We start from the raw sequence: 20,137 nt of genomic DNA, 5'->3' as shown, positions 1-20,137 counted from the left end.
CACCAAACACCTCCTATGGCTGTTGTTGACCCTTCTACCATATTCCCGCTGGCCGGCTATGACCGGCTGTGCTTCCTGAAAAACGTGGTTGACCACCCGCAGATTACCGTGGGCGACTACACCTATTACGACGACTTCGAGGACGTTGCCAACTTCCAGCGCCGGGTGCGCTACCTGTTCGATTTCACCGGCGACCATCTGCGCATCGGCAAATTCTGCATGCTGGCCTCGGGTGTCGAGTTCATTATGAACGGGGCCAACCACCTGGCCCAAGCCGTGAGCGCCTACCCGTTTGCCGTGTTCGGCGGCGACTGGGCCGGGGCCATGGCCGGCAAGACGTACCCGAACAAGGGCGACACCACGGTTGGTAATGACGTGTGGGTTGGCTACCGCGCCACCATCATGCCAGGCGTGAGCATTGGGCACGGAGCCATCATCGGGGCCTGCGCCGTGGTCACGCGCGACGTGCCGCCCTACGCCATCGTGGGCGGCAACCCCGCCCGCGTCATCCGTATGCGCTTCGATGCCGACACTGTCGCCTGCCTGCTGGCCCTGGCGTGGTGGGACTGGCCCATCGAGAAAATCACCCATTTCGCGCCACTGTTGACGGGCGATGTGACGGCGTTTCTGGCAGCGGCTGAAGAGTAGCAGCTGCTTTGGGTTGTGCTACACCTCACTCAGTGCCGGGCCAATGTGCCGCACGATATCCCCCGCCACCAGCCCGACCTGCCCGGTTTGCGCCGCCCCCAAATCGCCGGCCCGGCCGTGGGCATACACCCCCAGCCGCACCGCCTCGAAGGCCGGAATCTGGGCGTGGGCGCGCAGGGCTAGCAGTAGGCCCGTGAGCACGTCGCCGCTGCCGCCGGTGGCCATGCCGGCATTGCCGGTGCTGTTGAAATGCAGCTCGCCAGTGGGCGTGGCTAGGCAGGTGTAAGCGCCTTTTAGCACCACCAGGCAGCGATATTGGATGGCGAAGTCGCGCAGCAGTTCCAGGCGGTGATAGTCGTCGCGGGCCGGCTCGGTGAGGCGCTCGAACTCCTTGGGGTGGGGGGTGAGGACGGTGTTTTCGGGCAGCAGCTTCAGCAGCTCGCGGTGGCTGCCCAGCAGGTTAAGCGCGTCGGCATCGATGACGAGGGGCAGGGGCTGGCCGGTTTTTTCGAGGGGCTTATCTGCCGCTTTCAGCAACTGGCGCAGCACTTCGAGGCTGGCGGCTTCCTGCCCCAGGCCGGGGCCGATGCCCACGGCTTGGTATGGTTTCAGCTCCGGCAATTCGCTAATAAAATCGGCCTGCGTATCGGTCAGGCACATGGCTTCGGGCTGGCTGATTTGGAAGATGTCGTAGCCACAGCCGGGGATGTGGGCCGTGAGCAGCCCTACGCCGCCGCGCAGGCAAGCCCCCGCCGAAAGCACGGCCGCGCCCATCTTGCCCCGGCTGCCGGCCAGCAACAGCGCGTGCCCAAAGGTGCCCTTGTGGCTGAATTTGGGGCGCGGCGGCAGGGCCCCGGCCACAGTGGCGGCATCGGTGTAGTGCCAGTCGGTGGCGGCATTGGCGAGGAAATGCGGGCTCAGGCCAATTTCCTTGAGATGCCATTGGCCCACGAATGCGGCATTTTGCGGCAGCAGAAAAGCCAGCTTGGGCAGGCCGAAGCTGACGGTGTGCTGCGCCCGCACAATAATGCTGTCGGCTGGCTGCGGAGCATCGGCGAAGAGGCCGCTGGGAATATCCACGGCGACCACGCGGGCCGCCGCCGTATTCAGGTGGGCTACCACCGTGGCGGGCAGGCCGGCCAGCGGCCGGGTAAGGCCCGTGCCGAACAAGGCATCAATTACCACAGCACCGGGCATAATATGCGGCAGGCTTTCCGCGCTGATTTCGGCCACGGGCACGGCTTTTGGCAGGCGGCGGCGGTTGTGCTGCCAGTCGGCCGACTGCTTATCGGCGGGCAGCAGGGCCACGCGCATGGCGTAGCCGGCCTGGTACAGCAGGCGCGCCACGGCCAGCCCATCGCCACCGTTGTTGCCGGGGCCGCACAGCACCAGGGTTTCGCCGGCGGCGTGCGGCGTGAAGTGCCGGGCGAACCACTCGGCAAAGGCCCCGGCGGCCCGTTCCATCAGTTCAACGGAGGGAATGCCCTGCTCTTCAATGGTGGCCTGGTCGAGCTCGTGGGTTTGGGCGGCGGATAAGATGTGCATGGGAGGGAGGAGGAATAGGAAGGGTTACTTTTGGGGATGCAGGAAACCACTCGCGTCTTCATCGTGCCCGGCCTCGGCAGCTCGGGCCCCGACCATTGGCAAACGTATTTTGAGCGCGCACAGCCGGATTTTATCCGCATCGAGCAGCGCGAATGGGACGTGCCCGACTGCGCCGAATGGGTCGCCCGCCTCGAAGATGCCCTCGATGGCGAAGACCTGAGCCAGGTGGTGCTGGTGGCCCACAGCCTGGGCTGCGCCACCATCGCGCACTGGGCCGGGCAATATGGCCACCGCATCAAGGGCGCGCTGCTGGTAGCGCCCAGCGACGTGGAAACCGCGCACTACGCCGCCTTTCCCACCACCGGCTTCGCCCCGATGCCGCTGGTCCGGCTCCCTTTCCCGAGCAAAGTCGTATTCAGCCAGAATGATGAATGGGTGACGCCCGCCCGCGCCCGGCAGTTTGCCGAGGCATGGGGTAGCGAGCTGGTCGACATCGGCGCGGCTGGTCACATCAACACGGCCAGCGGCTACGGCGAGTGGCCAGCCGGACTGGCGCTGCTGGAGGAGTTGGGGTGAGTGGAAGAAAGGCTATGGAATTTAGGCCGTCATGCAGAGCGCAGCGAAGCATCTTTACTGCAATAGTAATTTGATTTACTGCTGCGGTAAAGATGCTTCGCTGCGCTCTGCATGACGTTCTTTTTCCGTTCCATCTCCCAACCCCCCTCACCAAAACCGCCGTGTAAACTCCACTGATACATAAAACAGTTTCTCGGCATTGCCCCACTCCGGCACGTGCAGCGGCACGAGGTAGGCCGGAATGAGGGCAAAACTGCTGCGGCGCGTATCCAGCGAAATGGGCAGCGACAGCGTGTAGCCGGTACTGGTGAAACCCGGCGTATCGGGCGTTTCCAGTACGCTGGTGGTTTTTGTTTTGCCGGGCAGGCCGTTCTTTTTGGTGGTGGCAATCTGCTGCTGCACGCGGCGGGCCAGGCCGGCGGCGTAGAAGCGCTGGGTGCCTGTGCCCAGCTCAAAAGTAGGGGTGATGTTGAGGGTATCGTGGGCAAAAACCGGCAATGGGAAAGCGTGCGACACGTTCCAGGTGAGTACCACGTCGCGGGTGCCGCCGAAAAAGGCATCGGCCGTGAGGCTGGCGTAAACGAAATCGAAATCGTGGGTCAGGCTGGCTTCCACGTTGTCGGTGATAGTGGCGCGGAGCAGCTTGCTGTTGGCCGGCACGAAGAGGTGGGTGTATTGCAGGCTCCACTCGGTGGGGCCGTGGCCGGCGTGGGCGTAGCCCAAGGTGCCTTCGTAATCGTCGAAAAGCGGCTGGTCGGGGCCGTAGGAGCTGTTGAGGTAGGCCCCCGCATACAGGCCGCTGCGGGTTTGGTAAGTGAGCTGGGTGCCGAGGTAGCCGTGGTCATCGGCCGCGTCGGGGGCGCGCATGAGGTAGGCGTTGCGGTTGGCCGTGGTCAGGTCCACGATGAAGCGCGGCGGCGCGGCGGGTCTGGCTAATGTCCGGCGCGCGGCCACTGAGTCGGCGGGCGGAGCCGGGCTTTGCGCGGCGGCTGGCTGCAGCTCCGGCAGCGCTAAAAACAGCAGGGACACAAGCAATAGGCGCATAGCAAACAGCAAGGGGAGGGAAGCGAAAGCAGAGGCGCGAGATGTGCCCCGATAGCCGACGGAAACGGCCCGGCCAACGGTGTCAGACCAACGACTTCGGGACAAGATTAACCGGCGTTAAATGAATGTCTTATGAGATAAAAACTGGGTGCGCTTATTCATTCCACCTACATCTTGAAGCGGGAATTTTGCTGCTCTCAACCCTCACTATTTCTGCCCTGGCCATGTCTGCCGCCGATACTTCCCCGCAGGTTTTTCAGAGTTTTTCGCCCCGGCGCTGGCAGCGCTTCCTGTGGGGCGCGCGCATGGCTGTGGCGCTGCTGCTGCTGGCCGGCGCGGGACTGGCCTGGGCCTTGTTCCAGCAGTCGGCCACGCTGCTGCCGAAAGCCTTCGGGCCCAACGAAACCTACAAGCAGATTCTCAACCCCGCCCACCTCGCCACGCTGGCCAACCGCCACAACCGCGCCTACCAGACCCTGCGCCAGCAACTGCCCCGGCATGTCCACGGCTACCGCGACCCGCGCAGCAAAGCCGCCGTGCCGCTGGCCCAGCAGGTGCCCCCGCGCCGAAACCCCGCCCCGGCCTTCCGCGACGGCCTGCCCATCCGGGCGGGCTTCTACGTGAACTGGGACGCGCAGTCGCTCAATACCTTGCGGCATCAGGTAGACAAGATGAACATGGTGCTGCCCGAGTGGCTGTTCGTGCCCGACCAGGCCGGCCAGCTCAGCACCGACATCGACACGGCCGCCCTGGCGCTGCTGCGCCGCCACCCCGGCGTGGCCGTGGTGCCCATGATTTCAAACTACTATAAGGAGAAGTGGAACGGCGGCAACGTGCGCCGCATGATTGCCACCGAGCGCACCCGCCAGCTGTTCATCACCAACGTGTTGCAGGCCATCCGGCGCTACGGGTTTCAGGGCGTGAACATCGACTTCGAGAGCCTGAACCTTGACGACCGCGCCCCGCTCGAAACCTTCCAGCGCGAATTGTACGCCGCCCTGCACGCCGGCGGCTACCTCGTGACGCAGGACATCGCCCCGCTCAACGACGACTACGCCCCCGCCACCCTGGCCCGCTCCAACGACTACCTGATTCTGATGGCCTACGACCAGCACGAAACCGGCAGCGGCCCCGGCCCGGTGGCCGCCCACAAGTGGGTGGAGGACATTCTGACCAAAATGGAAGCACAGGTGGACCCACGCAAGCTGGTGCTCGGCCTGGCCGCCTACGGCTACGACTGGCGCACCGACGGCGGCAAAAAGCACATCGAAGGCACCGACCTCACCTACCAGGAAGCCCTGACCACGGCCAAGGAATCAGAGGGTAAAATCCACTTCGATAACGATACTTACAACCTCGATTTCAGCTACGCCGACGAGCACGACCACCCGCACCAGGTGTTTTTCACCGATGCGGCCAGCAACTTCAACGCCATGCGCGCCGCCGACGACCAGGGCCTGGCGGGCGTGGCCGTGTGGCGGCTGGGCTCCGAGGACCCGCGCCTGTGGACGTTCTTCAACCGCAGCCTGCGGGCCGATAGTTTGCAGAAATCCGGCCCCGTGCTCATGCAGCGCCTGCGCCGGCCGGTGGGCGCGACCGATGTCGACTATATCGGGGAAGGCGAGGTGCTCGATATTCTCAGCGGTCCGCAAAATGGGCGCATCGACCTCGGGCTCAATGCGCCCGACCAGCTCATCAGCGAGGAAAACTATGCCGTGCTGCCCACCAGCTACGTGGTGCGCAAGCTGGGCCTGGCCCCCAAAACCGTGGTGCTGACCTTTGACGACGGCCCTGACGAAACCTATACGCCGCAGGTTATCAAAATATTGCAGCAGGAAAACGTGCCGGCCGCCTTCTTCGTGGTGGGCGAAAACGCCGAGAACAACGTGCCGCTGTTGCGCCAGCTCTACGACGACGGCTATGAAATTGGCAACCACACCTTTTCGCACCCCAACATTGCCAACGTGAGTTCGGCGCGCGCCGAGCTGGAGCTGAACGCCACGCGCCGCCTCATCGAGTGCGTGACCGGGCACAGCACCATCCTGTTTCGCCCGCCCTACAACGCCGACTCCGAGCCGCAGAGCCTGCAGGAAATCGAGCCCATCATGCTGGCCAAGCACGAGAACTACCTCACCGTGGGCGAAAGCATCGACCCGCAGGATTGGCGCAAGGGCGTCACGGCCGACGAGATTTTCAATCAGGTGGTGAAGGAGCAGGCCAACGGCAGCGTGATTCTGTTGCACGACGCGGGCGGCAACCGCGCCGCCACGGTGGCTGCCCTGCCGCGCATCATCCACTACTTTAAGCAGCGCGGCTACCGCTTCATCACCGTTTCGGAGCTAATGCACAAGCCCAAAGCCGAACTGATGCCCGCCCTCGCCAACGACCACGACCGCCACCTGGCCGAAGCCAACTGGGCCACCGTGGTGGGCCTTTATTTCCTGGAGCACGGCCTCTACACGCTCATGCTGCTGGGCATCATCCTCACGCTGGGGCGGCAGCTGGCCGTGGCCACGCTGGCCTGGGTGCAGCACCGCCGCACCCGCGCCCGCGAAGCCGCCGCCCCCGCCCCGCCCGCCGAGACGGGTGGCGTGTGGCCCCGCCTGAGCATCATCGTGCCGGCTTACAACGAGGAGGTGAACGCCGTGCGCAGCCTCGAAAGCCTGCTGCGGCTCGATTACCCTGATTTTGAGGTAGTGTTTGTGGACGATGGTTCAAAGGATGCCACCCATGCACTGGTATCGGCCGCCTTCGCCAATAATCCGCAGGTGCGCGTGCTCACCAAGCCCAACGGCGGCAAAGCCTCGGCCCTGAACTACGGCATCGCCCGCGCCGCCAGCGACTTCGTGGTCTGCATCGATGCCGATACCCAGCTCGACCCGGCCGCCCTGCGCCACCTCCTCAGCCACTTCGATTCGCCGCAGGTGGGGGCCGTGGCCGGCAACGTGAAGGTGGGCAATGAGCGCAACCTGCTCACCCGCTGGCAGGCCATCGAGTACATCACCAGCCAGAATTTCGACCGCCGCGCCTTCGCCCTGCTGGGCGGCATCACGGTGGTGCCGGGGGCCATCGGCGCGTTCCGCACGGCGGCGTTGCGGGCCGTGGGAGGCTTCACCACCGATACGTTGGCGGAGGACTGCGACCTCACCATCCGGCTGCAGCGGGCCGGCTACGGCGTCACCTACGCGCCCCGCGCCCTGGCCGTGACGGAGGCGCCCGAAACCGTGGCCATGTTCCTAAAGCAGCGCTTCCGCTGGTCGTTCGGCATCATGCAGGCGTTCTGTAAGCACCGCGCCGTGTGCCTCAACCCGCGCTACGGAGCGCTGGGGCTGGTGGCCTTCCCCAATCTGCTGGTGTTCCAGCTCATCCTGCCTTTCCTCAATCCCCTGGCCGATTTGCTGATGCTCTACTCGCTCTTCACCGGGCAGGGTGGCCCGGTGCTGGGCTACTACCTGGGCTTTTTGGGGGTCGATGCCGCGGCGGCGGCGCTGGCCTTCGGCTTCGAGGGCGAGCGCCGGAGCCGGCTGTGGGGCCTGCTGCCCCAGCGCTTCGTGTACCGCCAGCTGATGTACGTGGTGCTGGTGCGGTCGGTGCTGCGCGCCCTCAAGGGCGAGCTGCAAAGCTGGGGCGTGCTCCAGCGCACCGGCAATGTGGTGGCACCCGTATCGGGTGAGTTGACGGCGAGCCGCAGCGTGTAAGGAAAGAGCGGAAGAGGCGTCTATCCAGCGCGGCCGAAAACCTCCCGGCTCCGGCCGCGTTTACCTTATTCCTGCCGCTTTCCTCCAAATAACTCCCCGATATGCAAACCTGGAACGACGTTATCCGCCTCGCCAACCATCCCATCCCTTCGCCCCGCCGCGTGGAGAAAACGCCCGAAGAGTGGCGCGCCCTGCTCACGCCCGAGCAGTTCCACGTCACCCGCGAGCACGGCACCGAGCGCGCCTTCACCGGCGAATACTGCGAGGCCCACGAAGCCGGCCTCTACGCCTGCGTGTGCTGCGGCACCCCGCTCTACGACTCGCGCACCAAGTTCGAGTCCGGCACCGGCTGGCCCTCATTCACCCAGCCCGTGGACGAAAGCGCCATTCGCTACAAGAAGGACACCAGCTACGGCATGACCCGCATCGAAGTGCTCTGCAACGTGTGTGATGCCCACCAGGGCCACGCCTTCCCCGACGGCCCCGCGCCCAGCGGCCTGCGCCTGTGCATCAACTCGGCCAGCGTGAAACTGGTGCAGCAGGAACAGCCTGCTAACGGATAATTATTTCCGAATAGTATATTATATATACTATTTAATATATTTAGTAAATTTATGTCTGGTTGGTCAGCGTCTGCTGACTGGCCAGGCATTTTTTTATCCCAAACTATCCCAAAACTCCTTGTGCCATGCTAAAACGTACTTTTTCCATCGCAGCAGGTTTGTTTCTGGCGGGGGCGGTAGCTTCGGCCCAAACCGTTACTTCCTCGCCCAGCGCCTCGGGTGGGCTCCTGGATAGCCGGGCTACCGGCGGGGTGCCTGCCACGGTCCTGCGGCAAATCACCGCCTTGCCGTTGCAGGAAGCCATTTTTCAGAACTACACCAACGGCGACTGGGCTAACTTTTCGCGCTCCCGGTACTCGCGCTACCGGGGGACGCTGCCAGGGCTCATTGAAACCGACCGCAGAACTGGCACTACCTGGACCCTTACTTCGGCCAGCTACCTGCGCTACAACTCGGCCGGGCTAGTGCTCACCGACACGATTCACCAGTTCCAACAGCCCACGTTCGGGCCGTTTGTCGTGCTGGTGAATACCTATAACACCCCCACCCAGGTGCGCTGGGAGTGGACATTGAGCCGGACCCCGGGCAGCGCCGCCAGCGTGCCCTTCGATTCGACGAGCCGCAGTACGCATACCTACAACGCGGCCGGCCAGCGCACCCAGGTGCTCCACCAGTTTTACATGACCCGAACGTATTTGGCCACCTCGCGCGACTTGTACACTTATAACGCTCAGAATCTGGTATCAGTGGCGGAAACCCAAAATACAATCAACAACGGCGCTACCTGGGTACCATCCACTCGCAGCACCTCTACCTACACCGCGACAAGCAAGCCGCTGCAGATAGTAACCGAAATAGCGCCGCCCACCACCGGCGTGTACGCCAACTCCACCCGCGATACCTACCAATACGACGCGCAGGACCGGACCTCGGTGGTGACAACCGACAACTGGGTTAATAACGCGTGGGTGGTCAATTCGCAGGATTTGTACGCCTACAATGCCGCCGGCGACGTGGCTTCGGTGACGAGCCAAGACTGGACGGGCAGCGCCTTCGTGAATGTGTCGCGGATACTGTTCAACTACCAGCAGGTGACGAGCAGCCGCGGGGCATTGGCCCGTCAGCTGCTGGCCGTGGTGCCGAACCCCAGCGAAGCAGGCACCCAGGCCCAAATTCTGCTGGAAACCGGGGTAGCCGCCTCCAGCGGGGCCGTGTTCGACCAGCTGGGCCGCCAGGTGGCCGTGCTCACGAGCACACCCGCGCAGGCCGCGCGCGGCACCCTAGCGCTGCCCGCCAACCTGCCGGCCGGGCTGTACCTGGTGCACCTGCGCGCCGGCACCCGGCAGTGGCAGGCCCGCTGGCAGCAGCTGTAATTCTGAGCCCTGCCCTGGGGCGGCCCGCCGCCTCGCCCTGCCCCAATCCCGTAGCTTTGAGCCCCGGTTGAAGACACCTTCGACCGGGGCTTTACGTTTACTTCTTTTTAGCCCACCATTCCACCCGCGCCATGTCTCTGTTGTTTAATGATTTCGCCTCCTGGGGCGCGCACTGCGCCGAAACCGGCGAGCCCCTCTACCAGCCCGTCCTCGCCTACGAAATCGAGCAGAAGGGCCGCACCGAAGACGAAATCTGGGCCGGCCTGCAACGCGCCTACGACGTGATGCGCGACGCCGTGAAGGAAGGCCTGACCGGCGACATGACCTCGCGCTCGGGCATGATAAACAACGGGGCCAAGAAAATTGCCGCCTCGCCCGTCACTGTCCTCTCGCCCGAGTTCAAGCAGCTCATCACAAGGGCTTTGGGGGCCAAGGAGGTGAATTCCTGCATGGGCCGCGTAGTGGCCGCGCCCACGGCCGGGGCCTCGGGCATCCTGCCCGGCGTGCTGGTCACCATTCAGGATTTGCATAAACTATCCGACCGCCAGATTCTGGAAGGCTTGCTGGTGGCGGCCGGCATTGCCCTCATCATTGAGCAAAATGCCTCGCTGGCCGGGGCCGTGGGCGGTTGCCAGGCCGAAACCGGCTCGGCCGCCGCCATGGGCAGCGGGGCCATCGTGTACTGCTTGGGCGGGCCCGTGGAGCAGGTGTTTGCCGCCGTGGCCGTCACCATTCAGTGCATGCTCGGGCTGGTGTGCGACCCCGTGGCCGGCCTCGTGGAAGTGCCCTGCGTGGTGCGCAACGCCTCGGCCGCCGCTATTGCCTTTTCGTCGGCCCAGATTGCCATCGCCGGCATCGACCCGGTTATTCCCGTCGACCAGTGCGTGGCAGCCCTCGGCGAAGTGGGCCAGGCCATGGAAACCCGCTACAAGGAAACCGCCCTCGGCGGCCTGGCCGCCACCAAGCGCGGCAAGGAAATCGAGAAGATGGTGCTGGTGCAGGACGTGAATATTCTACCCGACGAAGCCGACCATTAAGCTTCCCAACAAGACACAAAAAAGCCCCGCTGGCAATGCCAGCGGGGCTTTTCAATGGGTGCCAACCAGCGACTACTCGCGCACCAGGCGGCGGGTTTCCACGCCGTCGGTGTTGCGCAGGCGCAGCAGGTACACGCCCGTGGCCACACCCTTCAGGTCGAGGGTGCGGGTGGCGGTACCGGCGTTGGCCGGCAGCAGCTCGCTGATGATAACCCGGCCCAAGGCGTCAAGCACCGTGAGCTGGGTAGCGAGGCGGTAGCCGGTCAGCTCCAGGGTCATCTGGCCCGTGGGCGTGGGGTTCGGGTACACCTGGAGGCTGGCCCCGGCAATGCCGTTGCGAGCCGCCGTGATAACCAGCGGGGTCGAGGGCAGCGACACGCAGCCATTGGCATTGGTCGTGGTCACGGTGTAGGGGCCGTACTGAGCGGGCAAGCCGTTCACCACGTAGGTCTGACCCGTGGCACCAGTGATGATGTTGCCGTTGAGGTACCACTGGTTGCCGGTCGTGGCGCTGGAAGTCAGCGTCGTGGTCGTGCCGTTGTACACCACGCTGATGGTGGGCGTAGCTGGGCGGGGGTTCACCGTGAAGGTGGCCGTGGCCGTGGCCGCAGCGCAACCACCGGCGGCGGCTACTGTGTTGGTCACGGTGTAGGTGCCGGCCGTGGAGGTGGCCAGGTTGATGGCACCCGTGGTGGCGTTAATCACCAGGCCCGTGGTCGAAGAGAACGTGCCGGCCGATGCGCCGGTGCCCAGCGTGGGCGTCACCGCGGTGGTCGAACCCGCGCAGCCCGCCGTAGTGGCGTAGCTGAACGTCGCCACCGGAGCAGCCGTGATGGTCACCGTGGTGGTGGCCGTAGCGGCGGCACAACCGCTGGCAGCGGCTATCGTGTTGGTCACGGTGTAGGTGCCGGGCGTGGACGAAGCCAGGGTGATAGCGCCGGTGGTGGCATTAATCGTGAGGCCCGTGGTCGAGGAGAACACACCAGCCGTGGCACCCGTGCCCAGTACAACGGCCGGAGCCGTGGTCCCGCTCACGCAGTAGGTCGAAGTAGTGCCGTAGCTGAACGAAGCAACCGGGGCCGCCGTGATGGTCACCGTGGCCGTAGCCGTGGTGGCAGCGCAGCCGCCGCTGGCGGCTACCGTGTTGGTCACGGTGTAGGTGCCGGGCGTCGAAGACGAGAGGGTGATGGCACCCGTGGTGGCATTCAGCGTCAGGCCGGTGGTCGAAGAGAACGTACCAGCCGTGGCACCGGTGCCCAAGGCAACGGTGGGGTTGGTAGCGCCGCTCACGCAGTAGGTCGAAGTAGTGCCGTAGCTGAACGTCGCCACCGGAGCCGCCGTGATGGTCACCGAAGCCGTGGCCGAGCTGCCGCAAGCGCCGGCCACCGTGTACGTCACGGTGTAGGTGCCAATGGTCGAGGCGCTCAGGTTAATGGCACCGGTCGTAGCGTTCAGGCTCAGGCCCGAAGTGGAACTGAACGTGCCGCCGGCCGTGCCCGTCACCGTGGGCGTGGGGTTGGTGCCGCTGGCGCAGAAGGTCGCGCCCGAATAGGCGAACGTGGCCGTGGTGGCCGGCGTGATGGTTACCGTAGTAGTGGCCGTCGCCGCAGCGCACGAGCCCGAAGCCGTAATCGTGTTGGTCACGGTGTAGGTGCCGGCGGTGGAAGTGCTGAGCGTGATAACGCCGGTGGTGGCATCGATGCTCAGGCCCGTGGTCGAGGAGAACGTGCCAGCCGAAGCGCCGGTGCCCAGCGTGGGCGAAACGGTGCTGGTGCTGCCGGCGCAATACGTCGTGGCCGTGGGGTAGCTGAACGTAGCCACCGGAGCCGCCGTGATGGTCACCGAAGCCGTGGCCGAGCTGCCGCAAGCGCCGGCCACCGTGTACGTCACGGTGTAGGTGCCAATGGTCGAGGCGCTCAGGTTAATGGCACCGGTCGTAGCGTTCAGGCTCAGGCCCGAAGTGGAGCTGAATGTGCCGCCGGCCGTGCCCGTCACCGTGGGCGTGGGGTTGGTGCCGCTGGCGCAGAACGTGCCTGTGGTGTAAGCAAACGTGGCCGTAGTAGCCGGCGTGATGGTCACTGTGGCGGTGGCCGTGGTCGCGGCGCAGGCACCGCTGGCGGCCACCGTGTTGGTCACGGTATAAGTGCCGGGCGTCGATGCACTCAGCATGATAATGCCGGAGAAGGGGTCAATGCTCAGGCCCGTGGTCGAGGAGAACGTGCCAGCGGTAGCACCCGTGCCCAGCGTGGGCGAAACGGTGCTGGTGCTGCCGGCGCAATACGTCGTAGCCGTGGGGTAGGAGAACGTAGCCACCGGAGCGGGGCTGATGCTCAGCGTCTGCGTAGCCGTGGCGGCGGCGCAAGGGCCCGAGGCAGCCGACGTCAGCGTGATGGTTACCGTGCCGGCGGCCACGTCCGCAGCCGAAGGCGTGTAGGTCGCGTTGAGCGTGGTGGCATTGGGCGAGAACGTGCCCGTGCCGCTGGTGCTGTAGGTGCCGGTCGTAACCGAGCCGCCCACAGTGCCCGTCAGCGCGAAGGCCGAGGTGCCGCAGGTGCTGGCCGTAGCGGCCGGGAAGCTGGCCGTAGCCGGCTGCGTCACGTTCACCTGAATAGGTGTACGAGCAGCAGCGCTTACGCACTCGGTGCTAACCTGGATATTGAAGAAGAAGTAGTACGTCGTGCTCGCTCCGCTGATGTAGCCGCCCGTAACCGATATCTGACCGCTGGGCGAAGTGTAGGGGAACGTGTTGCTACCCGAGTCGCGGTACAGCGTGGGCGGCGTGGGGGTGCTCGACGTGACGAGGCGATAGGTACCCGCCGCCGGTACGGCCAGGTTCAGCGGCAGAACCGTCGGAACCAGTGCCGTGGTGCTGCCGGCCGGGATGGCAAACGGCCCAACCGTCGTGATAACGGCACCAGTGGCGTTGTTCACCAGGTCGACGCTCATCGAACCGGCCGTAGCCGTGGCATTGTATACAGTGGTTGATTGCAGGGTCAGGGGACCCGTGGTGGTGAACACCACGCCCGTACCAGTGCCGCTGTAGCCGCCGTTGGTTTGAATGGAGGTAGCCTTGCCTACTGTCTCGCTACTGCCCGCCACGGTAAAGGCTTCGGCGTAATAGGTCGCGTTGGCCGTGAGGGCTGGCGTGGTGTAGCTGCCGGCCGTGGCCAGGGCCGTGCCGCCCGTGGCCGCGCTGAAGAAGCGTACCGAAGCGCCGGCCGAAGGCGTAGCCGTGAGGGTAGCCGTGCTGCCTGCGCAGATGGCGACCGGCGTGTTGGTGGAAGCCACCAGCGGGTTGTTCACCGTGATGGTGCTCACGTTGGAGGTAGCCGTGCCGGTATTGCAGCGCACCTGGGCGCGGTAGTACGTAGTAGCCGTGAGAACCGGCGTGGTGTACGTAGCACTGGTCGCATTGGCTATGTCCGTGAAGGTCACGTTGTCGGTGCTGCTCTGGTACTGAATGCTGCCATTGGCCGCACCCGCGAGGGTGAGCACGGTGGTGCCACTCACGCAGAGGTTGGCAGAGCTTGCGGCCAGCGTGCCAACCACCGGAGCTGCCACCGTACGGGTGGGCACAGGCGTCAGTACGTCGTTGGCCGTGTTGCCGTCGCCGGTCACGGTGGCCGTGACGGCGAACGAGTACGTGCCTACGGCGCTCATGTTAAGCGTGCCGGGCAGCACCACGGTCTGGGTGGCCCCGCTGGCCAGCGTGCCCGTGCTCAGAGTCGTGGTCAGGGGAATGGTGCCCCCGCCGGGCAGCGTCACTGTTACGCTGATGGTAGCCGGCGTGGTGCTGAAGTCGAGCGTACCCGTACCGGCGTTGCGAATGCTCACGCTCACCGGTTCGGCGGTGCCGTAGCAGGTGCTGGTCGTAGCCGGGGCCACCAGCGCCACGGCGGCGAGGTCGAAGGAGAGCGGCGTGAATTCATCGGCCCCGATGTCGGGGGTCGAAGCATTGCGGGTTTCGCCGTCGAAGTCGGTCGTAATGCCCGCGATGGGCGTGGCGGCGGCGTTCACGGCTACTGCCGCGGCGTGCAGGTCGGTGGCCGACGTGAACACCGGGTCGGCGCTGATGGAGTTCGCATCCTTGCCCGTGGCCGTGCGCAGGGCCGCCAGCGTGGTTTGGTTGGCGCTGCCGAAGTACGCCAGGGTAGCTTGGGTACCGCTGCTGTAGTAGTCGTTGTAGTTCAGCGTGGTGTAGGCCGCAGCCGGGGCCGCGCTGTAGAAGGCGTAGGCACTGCCCGCGCCGGCGCTGTTCACCTGCGAGTTGGCGAAGATGTTGTTCTGCACGTTGAGGCCCGTTACCGAGGCATCAACCCCAAACGCTATCGAGAAGCCGGCAGTGTAGTTGTAGTTGCCGGTCAGGTTCACCGAGTTGTAATACACGTTCACGCCGCTCATCGCCGAGGTCAGCAGCAGGCCCACCGTGCCACCACTCGTCAGAGTCGTGTAGCTGGTGCCCTGAATGTCGCTGATGAAGTTGTTGCTGATGCGCAGGTTGCTGTTGGCCGTGGCCGTCGACACCCGGATGCCGTAGCCGCCGTAGCCGCCCGTGCCCACGCCCACCACGCCGCTGATGCGGTTAGCATCAATGACCAGGCCCGTCGAGGCCGTGCTCACGTTGATGCCATAGGCGTAGCCGCCGGTGCCGGTGTTCACAATGCCGCGCACCGTGTTACCGTTTACAGTGCCACCGGTCACGCCCACCACACTCAGGCCAAAGGGGGCTGTGGAGTTGGTGACGTTCTGCAACGTATTGCCGTTGATGGTGGCATTCACCGAGTTGCCCACGTAGAGGGCCGTCGTGCCAATGTTAGTAGCTGTAGCGGCCGTGGCCGGGCCCACAATGTTGCCCTGGACCACGGTGTTGTCGTTGCCACCGGCCGAAACCGTGGCCGCGCCGTTAACCTGAATACCAATCGTAACGCCCACAACGCTGTTGTTCTGCACCGTCAGGTTGTCATTATCAGAGCCTTGAGCGACGATGCCGAGCACGCCCGACGTGATGGCGCTGCCGCCCACGACGTTCAGGTTGCGAACCGTCATGTTGGTCGAGCCCAGCGTGTTGGTGGTGGGGCTCAGCACCAATACGTGGTACGCACCGCTGGTGGTGCTGGTGGTGGTCAGGGTCAGGTCGCGCGAAGTGCCGTTGGTGGCGTTCGAGCCGTCGAGCGTGATAAAGCGCGGGTTCTGGAAGGCCAGTAGGGAAGAAGCGCCCGTGATGGTGCTCGTTACGCCCGTGTTGGGCTTGATGGTGAGCGTGTTGGTGGCGCTGGCTTCTGGGTTGTTGAAGAAAGCAATCGGGAACGTCTCAGCGGTCGAATACGTGGCATCGAGCAGCAGGAACGTGACCGCACCGGCCAGGCCGTTGGTATTGTAGGCGTTGGCTGCGGCCGTGAGGGTGGTGTAGGTCCGGGCCGGATTGGGCGAGGTGCCCGCGCCTACGTAGTACACTCCAGCCAGCGTGCCGAGGATGGTGTACGAATAAAACGTTGCCGGCGCGGTGCTGAAGGTGCCGCCCGCCGGGTTCGACGAAACGTTGCCGGGCACATCCTGGGCCACTACATAATACTGGATAACGTCGCCGATAACTACGCCGCCCAGCGTGGCGCTGTTGAGCGTGAAGGTGTAGGCACTGCCGCTCACGCTCGTGGCCAGGGCCGACGTGAACGCGCCGCTCGTGCCCTTGCGGTAGAAGATGCGTGGGGCCGTCGTCGTCGAAATGCCGCTCGGGTCCGTGATGGTGACCGTGAGGGTGCGGTTGGCCGTGCTGCTGGTGTTGCCCAGTGCAACCAGCGTAACCGTCGGGCCCGTCAAATCCAGCGGGGTGAAGGTGCCTTCGTCAGCCCCCAGGTCGGGAGTGGTCGTGTTGCGGGTATCGTTGTCGAAGTCGGTGGTAATGCCGCTAACGGGCGCACCGGCGCTTTCCACCTGCGTCGCCACGGCGGGGTTGATGTGCAGGAAGGTTGCGGCCGTGCCCGTGGTGCTCAGGAACGGTGCGTCTTCGGTCACGGCCGCCTGGTCGCGGTTCACCATGAAGGCTTTGTAGGCGGCCAGCGTTTGCTGGGCGTTGGTGGCCGTGGTGGTGCCCTCCACGTAAATCAGGTTCGTGGCCGAGGGCGTGCCGGCGTAGTAGAGGTTGTTGTTGGTGGTAGTGGCCAGGTTGGCGGGCACCGTGCCCGCCGTGCCCGTGCTGCGGCGCAGGGCGGCGGTGTAGCCGCCCGTGCCTACGGCCGTCGATTTATTCACCACAATGTTGTTGCGCAGGTCTACGGTCGTAGGCGTGCTCGAAAAGTAAATGCCCGAGGTGCCGAACGTGGCCCCCGTGCTGCTGGCATTCAGGTATACCGTGTTGAAATAGGCATTGATGGTGGTGCCCGAGCTGAAGTACAGGCCGTTCACGGCCGTCAGGCCCGTTGCCGCCGGAGCCTGGAGGTCGCCCACCAGGTTGTTATACAGGGTGATGGTGGTGCCGCCGGCGGTATAAATGCCGTAGAGCGTCGCACCGGCGTTGCTACCCGACAGGCCATACACCTTGTTGCGGTAGATGGTAGGCGTTGTAACCGACGTGTAAATGCCATAAACCGACGATGCTCCCGAAGTGCTCAGCCCGCCAATGGTGTTGCCGTAGGCGGCGGCCTGCGCCAGTCCCGAGTTGGAAATGTTCAGGCCATACACCGTGCTGCCGCCGCTCAGGCCCGTCACCGTGTTGTTGAAGAACTGCGAACCAGTATTGCCGTACGAATCGTAGATGCCGTACAGTGCCCCGGTAGGCGTGGTGCCGGCCGTGATGTTGGTAATCTGGTTGCCCGACCACAGCTGCGTTTCGCTCGAAGAGCTGGTGTTGTACAGGCCGTAGAATGCCGAGGAGCCCGCCACCGAAATGTTGTTGTACACGTTGTTGGTCAGCGACTGCGTGCCGGCCCCCGAGCCGTTGTTGTAGTAGCCGTACATCGTGCCCGATGCCCCCGTGCGCGTCACCCCCGACACCTGGTTGCCGCTGACGGTTGCTACCGCCGCGCTGTGGTTGTTGTAGATAAGGTAGGTGGTGCCGGTGGTCGAGAGCGTCGTGTTATTGATGATGTTATTCGAAATAACAATTGTGGCGGGCGAAACCGAGTTGTTAATGCCGTACACCGTGGCCGAAGTGGCCGTCAGGTAGGACATCGACAAGGTATTGCCGCTGATGGTAATCGTATTGGTCGTCGGCGTACCGCCCGATGAGTTTTCGATGCCCGACAGCTGTGACGAGGTGGCCCCGCTGGCCAGCGTAACGATGTTGTTGGTAATATCGATGGTGGCGGAGGTGCTGCTGGGCGTGTAAATGCCCCGCAGCGTGCTCGTAACCGTGCTGGCTGCCACAGCCGTCGAGGCCGTGGCCGACGTGTAGTTCAGCGTGCTGTTGATGGTGTTGCCCGAAATCTTGAGGCCGTTCTGGTAGGTGCCGCCCACGCCGTAGCCCGAGGCCGTGCCCCCGAAGTTGCCAACGGTGTTGCCCGTCGTTACCCCGATTTCGTTGTTCTGGTCGAAGTAAGCAACGGCCGTAGCCGAGCCCGCCGCCAGGTAAATGCCAACCAGCGAATTGGTTACCACGTTGCCGTAAATCTTGTTGCCGGAGTTGGCACCGGCTGCACTCGTGGCCGGCACGGCCGTGGTGTTGGCAATGGCCGAAGCCAGGCCCGCGATGCCGATGGTGGCGGTATTGGTCTTGTTCAGCGTCACCACGCAGTTGCGAATGGTGTTGAACTGGGCACCGTCGGTGGCCGAGGCCCGGGCCAGCGCGTAGCCAAACTCCATCTGTGTGGTGGTGGTGGTATTGGCGGCGTTTTCGGTCACGTCCAATCCATTGAATGTCACGTAGTCGGAGCCAGCCAGGGCAATTACTGCATCCACGGAAGTGCTCACGCCTACACCCGCCGTAATGAGCGGGTTGGCACCAGTGCCCGATTTCTGGAACACAATGGGGTTAACGGCGGTGCCGGTGGCCGTAATGACTAGGTTGGCGGCCGTTTCGGTGTAGCCCGCCGCCACGTTAAACGTGACGCCGCCTGCGCCCACGCCTTGCGCGTTGAGGGCCGTGATAGCTGCGGCCACGGTGGCATAGTCGCCCGGAATGGTCTTGGCACCAGTGAGCTGGGCATGGGCCGTGGTGGCGCTCATTAACGCCAAAAGCGTTACCGCCAGCCACCGGCCCAGCCGGTTGCTTAATAAAAATGTGTGCATAGAGGTTTGGAAATAGAGTTGGGGAAGAGGGTGAAGAGAGAAGAGGAAAAAAGAAAAAGAGTAAGTTGAATTAAGCCAGTAAATGGGGGCGTAAATTAATCAATATTCCAGCGCTTGGCTATTATCATTGGTAAGGGTGTAGTCCTTCTTGTTGCTGAAATTATGCAAAAGTCCTTCAGTTAGTATTTTAAGCCGGTTTTTGCCCGCAAAATATATTCTAACCAAGCTTTTAGGCGGCGCATGGTTGTCCTTCGTGCCCTGGCTGATTTGGCACCGTGCTACTGCCCGGAAAATGCCTTCGGCCGGGTACTACGTGCTGCTTTTTACGCCCGGGGCCATGGTGAGCCGGGCCAGGAAACCAAGGGCCATGGTGTAGCGGCTGCGTAGCTCGCAGTAGCGCCGCCAGGCATCCGCCCGGTCTTCGCAAATCTTCAGGCCGTGCGCGGCCAGCTCCTGGCAGGTCTGGTCAAAATCGACGCGGCCGGGGTCGGCTTCTTCGTCGGGCAACAGGCTGGTGGGCTCGGCCCCGGCTTTGGTGTCGAAGAAGCGGTACACCCGGTTCAGGGCCAGGCAGCCGGCCTTGAAGGTAATCTGGGCCTGGCGGGGCTGGGGGCCATCCACGGCGGCAAAAAGCAGCGCGGCCGTGTCCAGAATCAGCCCGCCCGACGTGACCCAGGAACGCCCCGGCTGCGGCGAGCGGAAGAACGAGAGGATGGGCAGCGAGGTATGGCTTTCCTCAATCTCGACAAACCACCGCTCCCACTCGGCCCACTGCTGGTCGTCGTTCTGCACCGAGCCGTCGTGGTTGAGCCACATGAGCAGACAGGCGGCCGTGGGCGGCGTGCCGGCCCGCAGTTCCAGCAGCGCCACCGTGGCCTCGCGCCGCGAAAACGACTGGTAGATGGTGGGCAGATACGATAGCAGCAGCGTGAGCAGCAGCAGCCCCAGCGCCGCCTCCGAATAAGTGAGCACGCCCCCGATAAAGCTGAAATCATCAATGGTGCCCAGTGTGAGCAACGAGCTGCCACTCAGCTGGTAGCAGTGCAGCAGGTTGCCTTCGCCCACGGCCCAGTACATGCCGGTATAGCCCAAGCTCACCAACGCTTCCCAGAATATGGGCAGTGCCACCAGCGCCACCGGTGCGTAATGAGCCATGATTTTATCGCGCCGCTCGTAGGAATTGGACAATTTCGCCGCCAAATCGAAAAACACGCGAATTCCCATGAATACCCACACGTTCAGGCGCACCACCTCGTTGCGGGGCAGTACGAACGACCGGATGGCCGCTGACAAGGTGGTAATAACCAACACCATGCCGCTCAGACCGACGATTACACGCAACGCGAAAAACAAGGGGGAAGGCATAGGCGGCGAAAAAACCTGATACGCGCAAAATCCCCCGGCAGCCGAATTAATGAATCCCTCCCGGG

At 64.0% G+C, this 20,137-nt stretch carries 10 protein-coding genes; 6 read left to right on the top strand and 4 right to left on the bottom strand.

From position 1 onward, the window contains the following. Positions 1-15: 15 nt before the first annotated feature. Positions 16-648: a CatB-related O-acetyltransferase gene (locus ACYU70_RS19190; RefSeq protein ID WP_342296838.1), complete on the top strand. Its 633-nt coding sequence runs from the start codon at positions 16-18 to the stop codon at positions 646-648. A gap of 18 nt (positions 649-666) precedes the next feature. Here ACYU70_RS19190 and ACYU70_RS19185 read toward each other — a convergent pair whose 3' ends face one another. Continuing rightward, positions 667-2,193, bottom strand: a complete 1,527-nt coding sequence (locus tag ACYU70_RS19185) for an NAD(P)H-hydrate dehydratase (protein ID WP_342296836.1) — start codon at positions 2,191-2,193, stop codon at positions 667-669. A gap of 36 nt (positions 2,194-2,229) precedes the next feature. Here ACYU70_RS19185 and ACYU70_RS19180 point away from each other — a divergent pair, with 36 nt between their 5' ends. Next, positions 2,230-2,769: an RBBP9/YdeN family alpha/beta hydrolase gene (locus tag ACYU70_RS19180; RefSeq protein WP_342296834.1), complete on the top strand. Its 540-nt coding sequence runs from the start codon at positions 2,230-2,232 to the stop codon at positions 2,767-2,769. A gap of 147 nt (positions 2,770-2,916) precedes the next feature. On the opposite strand, the gene ACYU70_RS19175 is transcribed toward ACYU70_RS19180, so the two are convergent. Continuing rightward, positions 2,917-3,813 (bottom strand): hypothetical protein, encoded by an 897-nt coding sequence (locus ACYU70_RS19175; RefSeq protein ID WP_342296832.1) that lies wholly within the window; start codon positions 3,811-3,813, stop codon positions 2,917-2,919. Positions 3,814-4,037: 224 nt separating this feature from the next. Between ACYU70_RS19175 and ACYU70_RS19170 the strand changes: the two genes are divergently transcribed. The 4 genes from ACYU70_RS19170 to sdaAA all read left to right on the top strand — a co-directional run bounded on the left by ACYU70_RS19170 (position 4,038) and on the right by sdaAA (position 10,484). Continuing rightward, positions 4,038-7,511, top strand: a complete 3,474-nt coding sequence (locus ACYU70_RS19170; RefSeq protein ID WP_342296831.1) for a glycosyltransferase — start codon at positions 4,038-4,040, stop codon at positions 7,509-7,511. A gap of 101 nt (positions 7,512-7,612) precedes the next feature. Next, positions 7,613-8,074 carry a peptide-methionine (R)-S-oxide reductase MsrB gene (gene msrB / locus ACYU70_RS19165; protein WP_342296830.1) on the top strand — a complete coding sequence of 154 codons (462 nt, stop codon included), beginning with the start codon at positions 7,613-7,615 and terminating at the stop codon, positions 8,072-8,074. A 125-nt stretch (positions 8,075-8,199) separates the two neighbouring features. Then, on the top strand, positions 8,200-9,447 hold the full coding sequence (locus ACYU70_RS19160; RefSeq protein ID WP_342296829.1) for a hypothetical protein: 1,248 nt from the start codon (positions 8,200-8,202) through the stop codon (positions 9,445-9,447). Positions 9,448-9,578: 131 nt separating this feature from the next. After that, on the top strand, positions 9,579-10,484 hold the full coding sequence (gene sdaAA / locus ACYU70_RS19155; RefSeq protein ID WP_342296827.1) for an L-serine ammonia-lyase, iron-sulfur-dependent, subunit alpha: 906 nt from the start codon (positions 9,579-9,581) through the stop codon (positions 10,482-10,484). Positions 10,485-10,556: 72 nt separating this feature from the next. On the opposite strand, the gene ACYU70_RS19150 is transcribed toward sdaAA, so the two are convergent. Both ACYU70_RS19150 and ACYU70_RS19145 read right to left on the bottom strand, forming a co-directional pair. Then, positions 10,557-18,707 carry an Ig-like domain-containing protein gene (locus ACYU70_RS19150; RefSeq protein ID WP_342296826.1) on the bottom strand — a complete coding sequence of 2,717 codons (8,151 nt, stop codon included), beginning with the start codon at positions 18,705-18,707 and terminating at the stop codon, positions 10,557-10,559. Between the two features lie 309 nt (positions 18,708-19,016). Continuing rightward, on the bottom strand, positions 19,017-20,072 hold the full coding sequence (locus ACYU70_RS19145) for a hypothetical protein (protein WP_342296824.1): 1,056 nt from the start codon (positions 20,070-20,072) through the stop codon (positions 19,017-19,019). Positions 20,073-20,137 lie beyond the last annotated feature (65 nt).

Source organism: Hymenobacter segetis (assembly GCF_054776495.1).
This window is presented reverse-complemented; position numbering and strand designations above follow the sequence as displayed.

Coding starts and splice junctions, on each gene's coding strand:
- ACYU70_RS19190 (WP_342296838.1), top strand. CDS start 16: ATGGCTGTTGTTGACCCTTCTACCATATTCCCGCTGGCCGGCTATGAC.
- ACYU70_RS19185 (WP_342296836.1), bottom strand. CDS start 2,193: ATGCACATCTTATCCGCCGCCCAAACCCACGAGCTCGACCAGGCCACC.
- ACYU70_RS19180 (WP_342296834.1), top strand. CDS start 2,230: ATGCAGGAAACCACTCGCGTCTTCATCGTGCCCGGCCTCGGCAGCTCG.
- ACYU70_RS19175 (WP_342296832.1), bottom strand. CDS start 3,813: ATGCGCCTATTGCTTGTGTCCCTGCTGTTTTTAGCGCTGCCGGAGCTG.
- ACYU70_RS19170 (WP_342296831.1), top strand. CDS start 4,038: ATGTCTGCCGCCGATACTTCCCCGCAGGTTTTTCAGAGTTTTTCGCCC.
- msrB (WP_342296830.1), top strand. CDS start 7,613: ATGCAAACCTGGAACGACGTTATCCGCCTCGCCAACCATCCCATCCCT.
- ACYU70_RS19160 (WP_342296829.1), top strand. CDS start 8,200: ATGCTAAAACGTACTTTTTCCATCGCAGCAGGTTTGTTTCTGGCGGGG.
- sdaAA (WP_342296827.1), top strand. CDS start 9,579: ATGTCTCTGTTGTTTAATGATTTCGCCTCCTGGGGCGCGCACTGCGCC.
- ACYU70_RS19150 (WP_342296826.1), bottom strand. CDS start 18,707: ATGCACACATTTTTATTAAGCAACCGGCTGGGCCGGTGGCTGGCGGTA.
- ACYU70_RS19145 (WP_342296824.1), bottom strand. CDS start 20,072: ATGCCTTCCCCCTTGTTTTTCGCGTTGCGTGTAATCGTCGGTCTGAGC.